Origin of the sequence: Cellulomonas jepli (assembly GCF_047229345.1) — a bacterium.
Lineage (GTDB): Bacteria > Actinomycetota > Actinomycetes > Actinomycetales > Cellulomonadaceae > Cellulomonas_A.
Genome location: NZ_JBFTER010000118.1, coordinates 1 through 14,762, shown reverse-complemented (window position 1 = coordinate 14,762; position 14,762 = coordinate 1). Strand labels below are relative to the sequence as shown.

15 protein-coding genes are annotated in these 14,762 nt (G+C 75.2%); 1 reads left to right on the top strand and 14 read right to left on the bottom strand.

Features of this window, described 5'->3' with window-relative positions:
• Positions 1–213: 213 nt before the first annotated feature.
• The 8 genes from AB6N24_RS20205 to AB6N24_RS20170 all read right to left on the bottom strand — a co-directional run bounded on the left by AB6N24_RS20205 (position 214) and on the right by AB6N24_RS20170 (position 8,301).
• Positions 214–630 (bottom strand): DUF2752 domain-containing protein, encoded by a 417-nt coding sequence (locus tag AB6N24_RS20205; protein ID WP_412871164.1) that lies wholly within the window; start codon positions 628–630, stop codon positions 214–216.
• Between the two features lie 107 nt (positions 631–737).
• The gene (locus tag AB6N24_RS20200) at positions 738–1,202 is read right to left on the bottom strand and encodes a DUF4190 domain-containing protein (protein ID WP_412871163.1); all 465 of its coding nucleotides are present in this window, start codon (positions 1,200–1,202) and stop codon (positions 738–740) included.
• Positions 1,203–1,271: 69 nt separating this feature from the next.
• Positions 1,272–1,589: an HGxxPAAW family protein gene (locus tag AB6N24_RS20195; protein ID WP_412871162.1), complete on the bottom strand. Its 318-nt coding sequence runs from the start codon at positions 1,587–1,589 to the stop codon at positions 1,272–1,274.
• Between the two features lie 156 nt (positions 1,590–1,745).
• Complete coding sequence (locus AB6N24_RS20190; protein ID WP_412871161.1) at positions 1,746–2,507, bottom strand: Trp biosynthesis-associated membrane protein; 762 nt, start codon at positions 2,505–2,507, stop codon at positions 1,746–1,748.
• Between the two features lies 1 nt (position 2,508).
• Positions 2,509–4,080 (bottom strand): anthranilate synthase component I, encoded by a 1,572-nt coding sequence (locus tag AB6N24_RS20185; protein ID WP_412871160.1) that lies wholly within the window; start codon positions 4,078–4,080, stop codon positions 2,509–2,511.
• A complete protein-coding gene (hisI, locus tag AB6N24_RS20180) occupies positions 4,077–4,511 on the bottom strand; it encodes a phosphoribosyl-AMP cyclohydrolase (protein ID WP_412871159.1) in 435 nt (144 codons plus the stop codon). Before hisI ends, AB6N24_RS20185 begins: the two co-directional genes overlap by 4 nt.
• A 68-nt stretch (positions 4,512–4,579) precedes the next feature.
• Positions 4,580–6,415 (bottom strand): ABC transporter ATP-binding protein, encoded by a 1,836-nt coding sequence (locus tag AB6N24_RS20175; protein WP_412871158.1) that lies wholly within the window; start codon positions 6,413–6,415, stop codon positions 4,580–4,582.
• A complete protein-coding gene (locus AB6N24_RS20170; protein WP_412871157.1) occupies positions 6,412–8,301 on the bottom strand; it encodes an ABC transporter ATP-binding protein in 1,890 nt (629 codons plus the stop codon). Before AB6N24_RS20170 ends, AB6N24_RS20175 begins: the two co-directional genes overlap by 4 nt.
• Before the next feature lie 64 nt (positions 8,302–8,365).
• Between AB6N24_RS20170 and AB6N24_RS20165 the strand changes: the two genes are divergently transcribed.
• A complete protein-coding gene (locus AB6N24_RS20165) occupies positions 8,366–9,013 on the top strand; it encodes a TIGR03085 family metal-binding protein (protein ID WP_412871156.1) in 648 nt (215 codons plus the stop codon).
• A gap of 84 nt (positions 9,014–9,097) precedes the next feature.
• On the opposite strand, the gene hisF is transcribed toward AB6N24_RS20165, so the two are convergent.
• From hisF to AB6N24_RS20135, 6 genes are all read right to left on the bottom strand, one after another.
• Entirely contained in the window at positions 9,098–9,868 is a 771-nt protein-coding gene (gene hisF / locus AB6N24_RS20160) for an imidazole glycerol phosphate synthase subunit HisF (protein WP_412871155.1), read from the bottom strand.
• A 3-nt stretch (positions 9,869–9,871) separates the two neighbouring features.
• A complete protein-coding gene (locus tag AB6N24_RS20155) occupies positions 9,872–10,792 on the bottom strand; it encodes an FKBP-type peptidyl-prolyl cis-trans isomerase (protein ID WP_412871154.1) in 921 nt (306 codons plus the stop codon).
• A gap of 162 nt (positions 10,793–10,954) precedes the next feature.
• Positions 10,955–12,316, bottom strand: a complete 1,362-nt coding sequence (gene pafA / locus AB6N24_RS20150; protein ID WP_412871153.1) for a Pup--protein ligase — start codon at positions 12,314–12,316, stop codon at positions 10,955–10,957.
• 96 nt (positions 12,317–12,412) lie between these two features.
• On the bottom strand, positions 12,413–13,117 hold the full coding sequence (prcA, locus tag AB6N24_RS20145; protein ID WP_412871152.1) for a proteasome subunit alpha: 705 nt from the start codon (positions 13,115–13,117) through the stop codon (positions 12,413–12,415).
• Positions 13,114–13,971 carry a proteasome subunit beta gene (gene prcB / locus AB6N24_RS20140; RefSeq protein WP_412871151.1) on the bottom strand — a complete coding sequence of 286 codons (858 nt, stop codon included), beginning with the start codon at positions 13,969–13,971 and terminating at the stop codon, positions 13,114–13,116. The genes prcA and prcB overlap by 4 nt, the downstream gene beginning before the upstream one ends.
• A gap of 6 nt (positions 13,972–13,977) precedes the next feature.
• Positions 13,978–14,172 carry a ubiquitin-like protein Pup gene (locus tag AB6N24_RS20135; RefSeq protein WP_412871150.1) on the bottom strand — a complete coding sequence of 65 codons (195 nt, stop codon included), beginning with the start codon at positions 14,170–14,172 and terminating at the stop codon, positions 13,978–13,980.
• Between the last annotated feature and the right edge of the window lie 590 nt (positions 14,173–14,762).

Genomic DNA, 14,762 nt, shown 5'->3' with positions numbered 1-14,762 from the left:
CGGCTGCTCGGCCGCGCGCTGCTTCGAGAGGTCCACGGGGGCGGCGTCCGGGGCGGACCCCGACGGCCCGGCCGGCGCCGCCGGCCCGGTCGCCCGCTCGTCGGGCGTCGGCTCAGCGGGCGTCGTCATGATGGTTCCTCACGGTGGCGCGGACGGTGCGCCGCGATTCTAGCGGCGCGCCGAGCGGGGCCTGCCTCGGTTCGGCGCCGCTCGTCACGGCGCCAGCCAGGGAGCGAGCGCCGGGACGTTCCTCGCGACCGAATAGACGAGCACGACGAGGAGGAGGGCCCAGGGCGCCGCGAGCCGGGTCGTCCGCGCCCCAGCGGGCGTGCTCCCCGAGCCCCGTGCGCGGTCCGGGACGCCCCGCCAGCGCCGCGCGAGCCACGCACCCCAGGCGGCGGCCAGCAGGGGGACGAGCAGGACCCACAGCGGGTTCATCCCCCACGCGCCGGCGAGGTCGCCGTGCGCGAGGTCGTACGTGGCGCGCAGCCCGCCGCAGCCGGCGCACAGCATGCCCGTGAGCGCGTACACCGGGCACACCCCGTAGCTCCCCGGCCGGTGCGGGTCCGCCGACGCCACGACGAGCACCGCCGCAGCCGTGAGCCCCCCGACGGCGAGGGGGCCGAGCACCGCCCTGCCGCGGGGCCGTCCTCCGCCCCACGACGACGCACGGCCCGGCGCTCCGTGGAGCGCCGGGCCGTGCGGTCGGACGGTGCTCTGCACCGGCAGGTCCTCGCTCAGTAGGTGCTCGTGCTGAGCTGGTCGATGCTCTCCATGTACGCCGCGAAGCCGCCGAGCGCGAAGAGCCAGATGAGCGTCAGGATGGCGAACGCGACCGAGACCCAGCCGAGGATGACGCCCGCGAGCGAGAGCCCGCCGTTGTTCGCCTCACCGGCCGCGGCGGCCTTGCGGCCCTTGTTGCCGACGATGATCGCGGGGATGCCCGTGAGGATCGAGCAGAGGAAGAACGAGACGATGCCGAGGACGAGCGCCCACACCCCGAGGTTGTTCTTCGGGTAGGTCCCGCCGTAGCCGCCACCGTAGGCCGGCGCGTTGCCGTACTGCGGCGCCTGCGGGTAGCCGCCGCCCTGCGGCGTGCCGTACTGCGGGGCGGAGGGGTACTGGGGCGAGCCGGGGGTCGTCGGCTGCTCGGGCTGGTTGCCGGCGGCGTACGGGTCCTGCGGCTCGTTCGGGGTCGACATCGCTCTCTCCAGGGGTCGGGCCGGGCGGGAGGTCCGCCGGGTCGGGGGTCGTGCGCGGGCTCGTGGGTGTCAGTGCCCGGAGCCGGACTGCTTCGCGAGGGTCGCTGCCCCGCCCTGCCCGTGGCCCATGGCCTGGAGCACCTTGCCGGCGATGATGCCGAGCAGGCACACGCCGAGGCCGGCCCAGAAGAGCCAGACGACGGCGAAGGTCACGGCCAGCGCCGAGATCGTGAAGCCGACGAGGACGAGGACGACGAGCGTCCAGGCGGCGGTGGTGTGGCCGTGGTTCGTCGGAGGGGTGCTCAGCGGGAGGTACGCGACCTCGTTGGAGTGGGTCCCGGTGGGGGTCGAGCCGGTGTGCCGGCGTTCGACGGAGTGCTCGGCCATGTGCCAGCGCCTTTCGATCGTGTTTCTGCGGTCAACCCTAGCGGAACGCCGCTGCTGAGCAGGCTGGACGCGCACCCGGGCCAGGTGCGGGGGCGCTCGTCCGGGTGACGCACGGGACCGGACGGGCCCCGGGGCCTGCGCGCGCGGGAGCGCCGGTCAGGTCGGGTCGTCGCCCCGGCTCAGCGCGTCCCACGCCGAGCGGTCGTCGTCCGGGTCGGCCGGCGGGGCTGCGGCACCCCGGCCGCGCGCGCCCTCGGCGGTCCCGTACCGACTCGTCGGCGTCGCCCAGCGCCGCGACCACACCAGGACGGCGACCGCGGCGAGCAGGTCGAGGACACCGACGCCGACCGCGACCACGGGCCAGGGCGTCGGGGTCGCCGGACCCGCGAGCACACCGACGCCGGTAACCGCGGCGACGACCGTGCGGGCGGCACCCTCGGGGTCCCCGAGCACCGCGAGCGCGGAGACGACCACGGTCGCCCCGGCTGCCGCGACGACCGCGGCGACGACCCACCGGCCGGCCCGGCCGACGAGCCCGACCGCGGCCGCGGCCGCGAGCAGAGCGACGGCGGCGGCCAGCACCGCCGGCGCGGCCTGGGTGCCCGTGACGGGCACGTCGACCTCGCCGCGGACGGCGCTCGAGCCGGTCGCGTGCAGCCAGACGGGCACGCTCGAGGCGGCGGTGGCGAGCGCCGCGAGGACCAGCAGGCCCGCGGTGCGGCCGCGGCGGCGCGCCCCCGGCTTCCCCGCAGGTGCTGCCGCCTCCGGTTCGTGCGCGCCGGACGGCGGCCCGGCAGGCGCTGCTGCGGAAGGTGTCGCCGCGGGAGGTGCTGCGGCAGGGGGGACGGCGCCGTCGGGCGCGCCTCCCGGCCGGGACCCCGCCTCGTCCCCCGTGCCCGCCGGCGTGCGGGGCTCCACGTCAGCCACCGGTCGCCGGCCGCAGCCGTGCCGCGACCTGCACGGCACGGACGGCAGCCGCGGCCTTGTTGCGCGACTCCTCGTACTCGAGCGCGGGCACCGAGTCGGCCACGATGCCGCCGCCGGCCTGGACGGAGGCCCGGCCGTCGCGGATCAGCGCGGTGCGGATCGCGATCGCCATGTCCATGTCGCCCGCGAGGTCGAAGTACCCGACGGTGCCGCCGTAGATCCCGCGGCGGGCGGGCTCGATCTCGTCGATGAGGGCGATCGCCCGGGGCTTCGGGGCGCCCGAGAGCGTGCCGGCAGGGAACGTCGCCGTGAGGGTCTGCAGCGCCGTGGCCCCCGCACGCAGCTGCCCGACGACCGTCGAGCAGATGTGCATGATGTGGCTGAAGCGCTTGACCGCCATGAACTCGACGACCTCGACGCTCGACGGCTCGCACACCTTGACGAGGTCGTTGCGGGAGAGGTCGACGAGCATGATGTGCTCGGCCCGCTCCTTCGGGTCGGCGAGCAGCTCCTCACCGAGCTCCCGGTCCGCCTCGGGCGTCGCCGCGCGGGGCCGGGACCCGGCGATGGGGAACGTCACGACGCGCCCCTCGGTGACCTTGACGAGGGTCTCGGGGCTCGAGCCGACCACCGCGAAGTCGCCCCCGTCGGCGTCCTGCAGCTGCAGGTAGTACATGTACGGGCTCGGGTTGATCGTCCGCAGCACCCGGTAGACGTCGATCGGCTCGGCCGGGCAGTCGAGGTCGAGGCGCTGCGAGAGGACGATCTGGAAGACCTCGCCGTCGCGGATCGCCTCCTGCCCCACGCGCACCGCCTGCTCGAACTCGTCGCGCGTCGAGCGGAACTCGAGCTCGGGCTCGGGCACGTCGGCGAGCACCGCGGTCGCGGGGGGCGCCGGGGTCGCCAGCGCGGCCTGCATCGCGTCGAGGCGCGCGACCGCGTCGGTGTGGGCCTCGTCGACGCGCTCGTCGGTGTCGTCGAAGTTGATCGCGTTGGCGACCAGCCAGACCGACCCGTCGACGTGGTCGACGACCGCGAGGTCGCTCGCGAGGCAGAGCGTGAGCTCGGGGACGCCCAGCTCGTCGGGCGCCTTGGCGGGCAGCGTCGGCTCCCACTGCCGGACGATGTCCCAGCCGAGCGCGCCGACCAGCCCGCCGGTGAGCGGCGGCAGACCCGGGACGGCGGGCGTGCGCAGGACCTCGAGCGTCGCCGCGAGGACGTCGAGCGGTGCGCCGTCGAGCGGGACGCCCACGGGCACGTCGCCCGTCCACACGGCACGGCCGTCGCGCGACGTCAGCGTCGCCCGCGAGCGGACCCCGACGAACGAGTAGCGCGACCACGTGCCGTCGGACTCGGCCGACTCGAGCACGAACGTGCCCGGGCGCCCCTGCGCGAGCGTGCGGTAGAGGCCCACCGGCGTGACGTCGTCGGCGAGCAGGCGGCGCACGACGGGGACGACCCGCCGGTCGGCGGCGAGCGTGCGGAACTCCTCGAGCACCGGCCACGTCGAGCCCCACGGGACCTGGACCGCAGGTGCCGGGGGCGGGGTCGTGGCGGTGCTCATCGCGCTCCTTCGGTGCTCGGGGTGGTGTCAGGCCGCACGCCGACGACGGCGGGCAGCGGGCCGCCGGCCTCGAAGCACGTGCGGGTCCCGGTGTGGCAGGCCGCGCCGACCTGGTCGACCTGCACGAGCAGGGCGTCACCGTCGCAGTCGAGGCTCACGGACTTCACGTACTGCGCGTGCCCGGAGGTGTCGCCCTTGCGCCAGTACTCCTGGCGCGACCGGCTCCAGAACGTCACGCGGCCCGACGTCAGCGTGCGGGCGAGCGCCTCGTCGTCCATCCAGCCCACCATGAGGACGTCGCCGGTGTCGTGCTGCTGCACGACCGCCGCGACGAGACCCGCGCCGTCACGGCTCAGGCGCGCGGCGACCTGCGGGTCCAGCGCGGACGGGGGGACGGGGGCGCCGACGGACGGCGCGGACGAGGCGACCACGCCGGAATCCTCCCACGACGCCGTGCGCCGCCGCCGCAGCGGCCGTGCTCGCGGACGCGTGGTCCGGGTCAGCGCGTCTGGGCCACCCAGGAGCCGTGCATGCCCGCGTAGACGCCGCCGAGCGCGAGCAGCTCGGCGTGCGACCCGGTCTCGACGACCCGCCCCGCGTCCACCACGACGACGAGGTCGGACGCCTCGGCGGTCGAGAGCCGGTGCGCGATCGTGATCGTGCTGCGCCCGTGCGTCAGGGAGTCGAGGGCGCGCGCGATGCGGACCTCGGTCGCGGGGTCGACGGCCGACGTCGCCTCGTCGAGCACGAGCAGGTCGGCGCCCGCGAGGTAGGCCCGGGCGAGCGCGACGAGCTGGCGCTCCCCCGCCGACAGGGACTCCCCGCGCTGGCCGACCGGCGTGGCCAGTCCCTGCGGGAGCTCCGCGAGCCAGTCGCGCAGCCCGAGGTCGTCGAGCGCCGTGAGCAGGTGCACCTCGTCGACGCCGTCGGGCCCGGAGCCCCCGCGCCAGCCGTACGCCAGGTTCTCCCCGAGGGTCGCGTCGAACAGGAAGCCCTCCTGGGGCACCATGACGACGCGCTCGCGCAGGCTCGCGGACCGGATCCGGCGCAGGTCCACGCCGTCGAGCAGCACCTGGCCGGTCGTCGGGTCCATGAGGCGCGCGACGAGCTTCGCGACCGTCGTCTTGCCCGAGCCGGTGGCGCCGACGACCGCGACCGAGGTGCGCGCGGGGATCGTCAGGTCGATGCCGTGCAGCACGGGCGGGCCCTCGGGGTAGGCGAAGCCGACGCCCCGCAGCTCGACGGTCGCCGGCCCGCGCGGGGAGTCGACGCCGTCCTCGCCCGGGTCGGGGACGAGGACCGGCGTCTCGATGACGGCGAGCACGCGGCGCCAGCCCGCGACGGCGTTCTGGAGCTCGTTGAGGATCTCCGTCGCCATCTGCACCGGGCCGGTGAACAGCTGGACGAGGAACAGGAACGCGAGGAGCCGCCCGACCGTCAGGTCGCCCGCGACGCCCAGGTACGTGCCGGCCACCACGACGACCGCGAGCACGAGGTTCGCCACGAGGACGCCGCTCGAGAACACGACCGCGACGACGTTCTGCGCGCGCACCATCGCCTGGCGGGTGGCCCGCACCGACGCGTCGATGCGCCGCCCGGTGCGATCCTGGACCCCGTACGCCCGCACGGTCTCGGCGCCGACGACGGCCTCCGACACGGCTCCGAGCATCGCGCCGACCCGCGAGCGCACGAGCGTGTACGCGGCGTTGACGCGCTTCTGCAGCGGGCGCAGGACCAGCACGAGCGGGAGGAACGAGAGCCACACGAGGATCGTGAGCTGCCAGGAGTAGACGGCCATGAGGACCGTCGCGACCGAGATCTGCAGCAGCGAGACGAGCAGCATGATGCCGCCCCACTGCACGAACATCGAGATGGTGTCGACGTCGGACGTCACCCGCGAGACGAGCGACCCGCGCCGCTCGGCGTCCAGCGTGAGGGCCGACAGGTCGTGCACGTGCCTGAACGCGCGCACGCGCAGTGCGACGAGACCGCGCTCGCTCGCGCGGAAGAGCCGCACGTTGACCAGCGCCGAGCACGCGGCGCCGAGCAGCAGGCCGGTCGCCGCGACGACGACGAGCGTCACGACGCGCTGCACGTCGGGCCCGCCGGAGGCGAGGATCCCGGTGTCCATCGTCTGCTGGACGGTCACGGGCACGAGCACGCGGCCCAGCGCCGCGAGGACGGCGAGCACGACGGTCAGCGCGAGGCCGTCGAGCAGCTGCGGCGAGACCTGGACCCCGCGGCGCAGGGTCGCGAGGACGCCGAGCTCGGTCGCGGAGATCCCGCGGGCCGACGCCTGCCGACCCGGCTCCGGCGCCGCCTGCCGCCGGCTCATCGGGCCACCCCGGCGTCCGCCTCGTCGTCGAGCGCGTCGGCCGCGGCACGCGCGCGGCGCAGCGACTCCTGCTCGTACGCCGTCGCCAGCGCCCGGTACCCGGGGTCCCGCGCGAGCAGCTCCTCGTGCGTCCCCTGGTCGACGACGCGGCCGTTCTCGAGGTGCACCACCTCGTCCGCGAGCAGCACCGACGACATGCGGTACGCGACCATGAGCACGCTCACAGAGCCCGGCGCGCCGCCGTCCCGCGGGCGCAGCCCCGTGAGGATCGCCTGCTCGATGCCCGGGTCGACCGCGGACGTCGCGTCGTCGAGCACGAGCAGGCGCGGGGACCGCACGAGGGCGCGGGCGAGAGCGATCCGCTGGCGCTGGCCGCCCGAGAGGTTGGACCCGCGCTCCCCGAGCCGCGCGTCGAGCCCGCCGGGCAGCGCGCGCACCACGTCGTCGACGTGCGCGGCGGCGAGCGCCTGCCACACCTGTGCGTCCGTCGGCGCCTCGGGGTCGTCGTCGTCGCACAGCGTGACGTTGGCGCGCACCGAGTCCTCGAAGACGAACGTGGACTGCGCGACGAGGGCCACCTGCGCCGCGATGTCGGCGGGCCGCACGTCGCGCAGGTCCTGCCCGTCGAGCAGCACGGTTCCGGACGTCGGGTCGGACAAGCGGCTGAACAGGGACACCAGCGTCGTCTTGCCCGCACCCGTGGAGCCGACGACCGCGACCGTCCGGCCCGGCGCGACGTCGAGGTCGACGTCCACGAGCAGGTCCGCGGCGGTCTGGCCCGAACCGACCCGGACCCCGACGCCCCGCATCTGCGCGTGGGCGCCCGCCGCACCCCGGGGCAGCGCCGCCCGGCCGTCGACGGGCACGGCCGAGGAGTCGAGCACGCGCGCGACGCGGTCGAACCCGACGAGCGAGCGCGGGAGCTCCCCGAGCACCCACCCGAACGCACGCACCGGGACCCCGAGCATCGTGAGCAGGTACGCCGCCGCCACGACGTCACCCGTGCCCACCGCGCCGTCGGCCACGCGCACCGCGCCGACGAGCAGCACGAGCAGCGTCCCGATCGCGGGCAGCACGTCGATCACCGGGTCGAACAGCGCGCGCACGACGCCGACCCGGACGTTCGCGTCCCGCAGCTGACCGGCGCGCTCGGCGAACCGCACGACCTCGCGGTCCTCGGTGCCGAGCGACTTGACGAGCACCCCGGCCTCGAAGCTCTCGTGCGCGATGTCCGAGACCTCGGAGCGCAGCTGCTGCGCCCGCGTGATCGCCGGGGACATCCGGCGCTGGAAGACGACGTTCGCGACGACCGCGAGCGGGACCACGACCAGCGCGGCGAGCGCGAGCCACACGTCGGTGCGCAGCAGGCCGACCGTCGCGACGAGGATCATGACGACGACCCCGAGCGCGAACGGCAGCGGGTTGAACACCGACGTCGAGGCCTCGACGTCCGAGCTCGCGTTCGCGAGGAGCTGGCCCGTGGGGTGGCGGCGGTGCCACGACATCGGCAGGCGCAGGTACTGGCGGGTGACCCGCACGCGCTGGTCGGCCTGCTGGTCGGCGACCCCCATCCCCGCGAAGATGCGCCGGCCCGCCACGGCGAGCGCGAGCGCGAGGGCCACCGCGGCCAGCGCGAGACCCGCCTGCCAGATCCGGTCGCGCGCGTCCGCCGAGCCGTCGATCGCCGGGACGACGACGCCGTCGGTGACCCAGCCGAGCACCCGGCTCACCATGACGGTGAGCGTGCCGAACGCGGCGGACAGCAGGACGGCCCACGTGTACGTCCAGGGCTGGGAGACCATGCCGCGGACGAGGAGCTGGACCGACCGGCGCGCGACGGAGCCGGTCAGGGCGACCCCGGCGGGGGGTCGGGCACGCGTGGGCACAGCAGGTCCTTCCGGGGCGGGCGGGGATCGCACCATCGTCTCACGCACGTGCGACGATGCCCGGATGACGTGGCACACCCTCGAACGGCGCGAGCTCGCGCAGGCCCTGACCGACGCGGGTCCCGAGGCCCCGACGCTGTGCGAGGGGTGGCAGGCGCGTCACCTCGCGGCGCACGTCGTGCTGCGCGAGGGCTCGCTCGTCGTCCCCGCCGGGCTCGCGGTCCCGCCCCTCGCCGGCCGCGCCGAGCGGGCGATCGAGGACCTCGCGCAGGCGGGACTGAGCGAGGGCGGGTTCCGCGACCTCGTCGCGCGCGTCGCCGCCGAGCCGCCCGCGTGGCACCCGATGACGTGGGCGGGCGACGCCGCCAACCTCGTCGAGTTCTTCGTGCACACCGAGGACGTGCGGCGTGGCTCGGGGACCGTGACGGACCGCGAGCTCGAGCCCGAGCGCGAGCAGGCGCTCTGGGCCCAGCTCCTGCGCGCAGCGCGGCTGACGTACCGCAAGGTCGCCGCCGGCGTCGTGCTCGTGCGTCCCGACGGCGTGCGGCGGGTCGTCAGGCGACCGGCACGCGGGTTCGGGACCGTCGTCGTGCGCGGGTCGGTCGCGGACCTGCTGCTGCACGGCTTCGGCCGGGGCACCGCGACGCAGGTCACCGTCGAGGGAGCCGCGCAGGACGTCGAGGCCGTGCGCGAGGCGCTGCCGTTCCGCTGACGCCGCCGCACGGCGCGTCGCCCGGCGGGAGGTGGCGCGACCCGACGACGGCCGAGCGCCTCGGCGGACGCGCGAGCGCGTCGGTCAGCGGACGGTCACGCCCGCGTCGCGCAGCGCCTGCTTGACCTGACCCACGGTGAGGGTCCCGAAGTGGAAGACGCTCGCGGCCAGCACCGCGTCGGCGCCCGCCCGGGCCGCCTCGACGAAGTGCTCGGGCGTCCCCGCGCCGCCGCTCGCCACGAGCGGGACCCTGACCTCCCGGCGCACGTCCCCGAGCATCTCCAGGTCGAAGCCGGCGGTCGTCCCGTCGGCGTCCATGGAGTTCAGCAGGATCTCCCCCGCGCCGAGCTCGGCGGCCTGCGCGGCCCAGGCGACGGCGTCGATCCCGGTCCCCCGCCGGCCGCCGTGCGTCGTGACCTCGTACCCCGAGTCGGTGCGGGTGTCCCCCGTGACCCGGCGCGCGTCCACGGACAGCACGAGGACCTGGCTGCCGAAGCGCTCGGCGATCTCCGCGATGAGCTGCGGGCGGGCGATCGCGGCGGTGTTGACGCCCACCTTGTCCGCGCCCGCGCGCAGCAGGCGGTCGACGTCGTCGGGCGAGCGGACGCCCCCACCGACCGTCAGGGGCACGAAGACCTCCCCGGCGGTCCGGCGCACCACGTCGTACGTCGTCTCGCGGTTGCCCGACGACGCGGACACGTCGAGGAACGTCAGCTCGTCGGCGCCCTCCGTGTCGTACCGGTGGGCGAGCTCGACCGGGTCGCCGGCGTCGCGCAGGTTCTCGAAGTTGACCCCCTTGACGACGCGGCCCGCGTCGACGTCGAGGCACGGGATCACGCGCAGCGCGAGCGTCACGGCTCAGCCCTCCGTCGTCGGGTCGGTGCCACCGGCGGGAGCGGTCGCGTCGGGTGCCGACCCCTCGGGCGTCGTGGCCGCGCGGCTCGCGAGCAGGTCGATCACGAACACCACGGTCTGCCCCTGGAGCTCCTCGCTCTGCGTGACGCCGAGCGGGTAGGAGGGCGGGACGACGAGCATGACCTGGCTGCCGACGGGCTGCTCGACGAGCGCCGACCACGCGGGGACGCTGTCGAGCGAGAACCACACCGGGCTGCCGCTCGTCCACGTCGACTCGAACGGCGCGCCGGTGGTCCACGAGAACCCGGTGTACTGGACGGTGATGACGTCGCCCTCGGCGACCTGCCGGCCGGTGCCCCGCAGCAGCTGCTGGGTCAGGAGATCGGCGGGCGGCTCGGTGGCCGACGGCGTGATCGACGGGGAGCCGTCGTCGGCGAGCGTGACGGTCGGCAGCCCCTCGCGCGGCGGCACCGCCTCGCCCGCGGCGCGCGTCGGCAGCACGTCGAGGACCGTCACCGTGGGGAAGTCCGCCGCGCCGTTGCCCGGCGCGGGACTGACCTGCAGCAGCCGGGCCCCGACCCGCTGACCCCGCAGCGTCTCGTAGAGGTCCTCCCCGAGGTCCTCCGCCGACAGGATGCGTGCCGTCGGGTTGGTCGAGTAGCTCTCCTTGACGACCGTCGCGTCGGTCGCGTCCTCGAGCCAGAAGTCGACGAGCGCCGGACGTCCCTCGACGAGCTCGGGGCCCGAACCCGGCCAGATCACGGTCGAGACGGTCTCGTCGACGCTGAGCGGAGTGCGGTAGGTGATCGTCGGGCGCTCCCCCGGCTCGCCCGAGACGACGACGTCGAGGGCCTCCTCCTCGGGTGCCGTGCACCCGGTGACCAGCAGCGCGACCGCCACCGCCACCGCTCCCAGACGTCGCACGACGCTCCTCTCCGCTCGCATGTCGGCCCACACTGTACGGGGCCGCGCTGTGCGCCCGGGAACAGGTTCGCGCCCCGCGACCGCCCGTGCAGACGGCTCGGGGGCAGGCCCGGGCACGCCCGGACGACCGGCCGGCCCGGGCGGGCGGGACGCCGCCGAGCCTCACATGGACTCGATGAGCCTCTCGACCCTGTCGTCGACGCTGCGGAACGGGTCCTTGCACAGCACGGTCCGCTGCGCCTGGTCGTTGAGCTTGAGGTGCACCCAGTCGACCGTGTAGTCGCGCCGGGCCTCCTGCGCGCGGCGCACGAAGTCGCCCCGCAGCTTGGCGCGGGTCGTCTGCGGCGGGACCGCCGTCGCCTCGAAGACCTCGAGGTCCGTCGTCACGCGCTCGACGAGGCCCCGCGCCGCGAGCAGGTTGTACAGGCCCTCCGTGCGCGAGATGTCGTGGTACGCCAGGTCCATCCGCGCGACCCGCACGTCCGACATCTCGAGGCCGTGCCGCGCGCGGTACCGCTCGATGAGCCGGTACTTGATGACCCAGTCGAGCTCGCGCTCCACGAGCGACAGGTCGCCGGTCCGGATCGCCCGCAGCCCGCGCTCCCACAGGTCGAGGACCTGCTTGACGACCGGCGTCGCGTCGACCTCCGCGTCCACGAACTCCTTGACGCGCGTGAGGTACTCCTCCTGGAGGTCCACCGCCGTCATCGACCGGCCGTTGGCCATGGCGACCGGCTGCGTGCCCGTCATGTCGTGCGAGATCTCGCGGATCGCGCGGATCGGGTTCTCCAGCGCCATGTCCCGCATGGGGACACCGGCCTCGATCATGCGCAGGATCAGGTCGGTCGAGCCGACCTTGAGCATCGTCGTCGTCTCCGACATCGACGAGTCCCCGACGATGACGTGCAGGCGCCGGTAGTGCTCGGCGTCGGCGTGCGGCTCGTCGCGCGTGTTGATGATCGGCCGGGACCGGGTGGTCGCGCTCGAGACGGCCTCCCAGATGTGGTCCGCCCGCTGCGACAGGCAGTACACGGCGCCGCGCGGCGTCGACAGGACCTTCCCCGCGCCCGTGAGGACCTGACGGGTGATGAGGAACGGCACGAGCACGTCGGAGAGCCGCGAGAAGTCGCCCTGGCGGCGCACGAGGTAGTTCTCGTGGCAGCCGTAGGAGTTGCCCGCCGAGTCGGTGTTGTTCTTGAACAGGTGGATGCGCCCCGCGAGCCCCTCGTGCTCGAGCCGCTGCTGCGCGTCGGCCACGAGCCCCTCGAGGATCCGCTCGCCGCCGCGGTCGTGCGTCACGAGCTGGCGCACGTCGTCGCACTCGGCCGTCGCGTACTCGGGGTGCGAGCCGACGTCGAGGTACAGGCGCGAGCCGTTGCGCAGGAACACGTTCGACGAGCGCCCCCACGCCACGACCTTGCGGAACAGGTACCGGGCGACCTCGTCCGCGGACAGGCCACGCCCGTCGTCCGACGCGCACGTGACGCCGTACTCGGTCTCGAGACCGAAGATGCGACGGTCCATGGGTGCCTCCTCGTCGTCAGTGTCCCTCAGGGTCCGCCGCACCCGCTCGGCGGGCGGGAGCCGGGCGCCGTGCGGACGGCGTGCCGGCCGCCCCGGTCAGGGCTGCGTGACCGCTCCGAGCAGGTCCTCCAGCGCGACGCCCGACAGCCGGCGGAACGCCCGGCGAGGGCGGGTCCGGTCGAGCACCGCGACCTCGAGCTGGCTCGCGGGGATGCGGCGGGGCTCCCCCTCGGCCGGGGTGCCGAGCACGCGCACCGCGAGGTCGAGCACCTCCGCGAGCGGCAGCCCGGGACGCCAGCCTTCGGCGAGCAGCGCGCCGAGCCGCTCGGCCTCGCCGCCCATCACGACGTACCCGTGCTCGTCCGCGACCGACCCGTCGTACGACAGGCGGTACACCTGGTCGGCCTCGGCGCGGTCCCCGACCTCGGCGACGACGAGCTCGACCTCGAGCGGCTTGGACTCGGTCGTGAAGACCGTGCCGAGCGTCTGGGCGTACGCGTTCGCGAGCCCGCGCGCGTTGACGTCCCGCCGGTCGTAGGAGTAGCCGCGCAGGTCGGCGTACCGCACCCCCGCGACCCGCAGGTTCTCGAACTCGTTGTACTTGCCGACGGCGGCGAACGCGATGCGGTCGTAGATCTCGGAGATCTTGTGCAGCGCGCGCGAGGGGTTCTCGGTGGCGAACGCGATGCCGTCGTCGTACTGCAGCACCACGACCGACCGCCCGCGCGCGATGCCCTTGCGGGCGTAGTCCGCGCGGTCCTTCATCAGCTGCTCGGGCGAGACGTAGAACGGCATGCTCATCGCTGCTCACCTCCTCGTGCCAGACGGCTCCGGTCGTGCTCGGCGCGGCGCGCGGTCGTCACGTCGGCCACGACGCGCGCGAGCTCGTCGTCCGGGACCCGCACGTAGCCCGCCTCGGTCACGGTCGCGACGACGGGCCAGATGCGCCGGCTCTCGTCGGGCCCGCCCGTCGCGGAGTCGTCGTCCGCGGCGTCCACGAGCGCCTCGACGGCGACCCGCACCCCTCCCGCGACGTCGAGCCCAGGGCGCCACAGCTTCTTGAGCGAGCCGCGCGCGAACACCGACCCCGAGCCCACGCTGTGGTGCTCGTGCTCCTCGTAGCGCCCGCCCGTGATGTCGTAGGAGAAGATCCGACCGCGGGACCGGTCGAGGTCGAAGCCGCAGAACAGCGGCACGACCGCGAGCCCCTGCATCGCGAGCCCGAGGTTGCTGCGGATCATCGTCGCGAGGCGGTTGGCCTTGCCGTCGAGCGAGAGCAGCGTGCCCTCGATCTTCTCGTAGTGCTCGAGCTCGAGCTGGAAGAGCCGGACGAGCTCGACGGCGAGGCCCGCGGTGCCGGCGATGCCGACCGCGGAGAACTCGTCGGCCGGGAAGACCTTCTCGATCTCGCGGCTCGCGATCGTCGGGCCCATCGTCGCCCGGCGGTCGCCCGCCATGACGACGCCGCCGTCGAACGTCAGCGCGACGATCGTCGTCGCGTGCGGGGCGGCGGGCGCGTCCACGGCCGGCAGGGGCCGGTTACCGGGGAGCAGCGACGGGGCGTGACCGGCGAGGAAGTCGACGAAGGACGGCGACCCGGGCGTGAGGAACGCGCTCGGGAGCCGCCCCGGGGAGGCTGCGTGATCCGGACCCATCGAGGCTCACTGACCGCCCTTCTGCACGAACCCGCGCACGAACTGCTCCGCGTTCGACTCGAGGACCTCGTCGATCTCCTCGAGCAGGGCGTCGACCTCGGCGTCGCGGGCCTGGGCGGCGGGCGTCGCGGGCACCGGCTCCGGGGCGTCGACCGGCTCGTCGTCCTCGCGACGGGCCCGTCCGTGTTCCTGACCAGCCATCGTGACCTCCCGTGTGTCTCGGTCGTGCTCGGACGGGTCGCGCGCGTGCAGGTGCCGAGGCGCCCCGCGTACGGCCCGCTCGCTCCACCCTAGGCCCTGCCCCGGACGTGGGGCGGACCGACGGACCGTGGCACGGACGGGTGACTCGCCCGGTCGCGCCTGTGCACGGCCGCGGGCGGGCACCCGGCATGGACCAGGATGCCGCCATGCCTCACGCGCAGGGCCCGAGCCCGAGCCCCGACCCCTACGCCGTCGTCCGGCGTCTCCTGGCCGACCCGGGCGCGTGCCCCTCGTGCGCCGCGACGCTCACGACCACGCGCTGTGCCGCCTGCGGGCTCGACCTCGCCGGGGCGGACGCGCGGGAGCTCTGGGCGCTCTCGCAGCGTGCCGTGGGCGCGCTGGACGCCCGGCAGGCGCACGTCGCCGGGATGCGCACCCGCCAGCAGCAGGCCAGGGCCGCCGAGCGGCGGCGACCCGTCGTGGCACCGACCCCAGGTCACGGGGCCGCGGGGCGCCCGCGGGCGGCGGGAGGGGGTGAGGAGGGCGGGGGGGGGGGGCCGCCCCAGCGGCCCGCCCGGGGGGGTCATAAC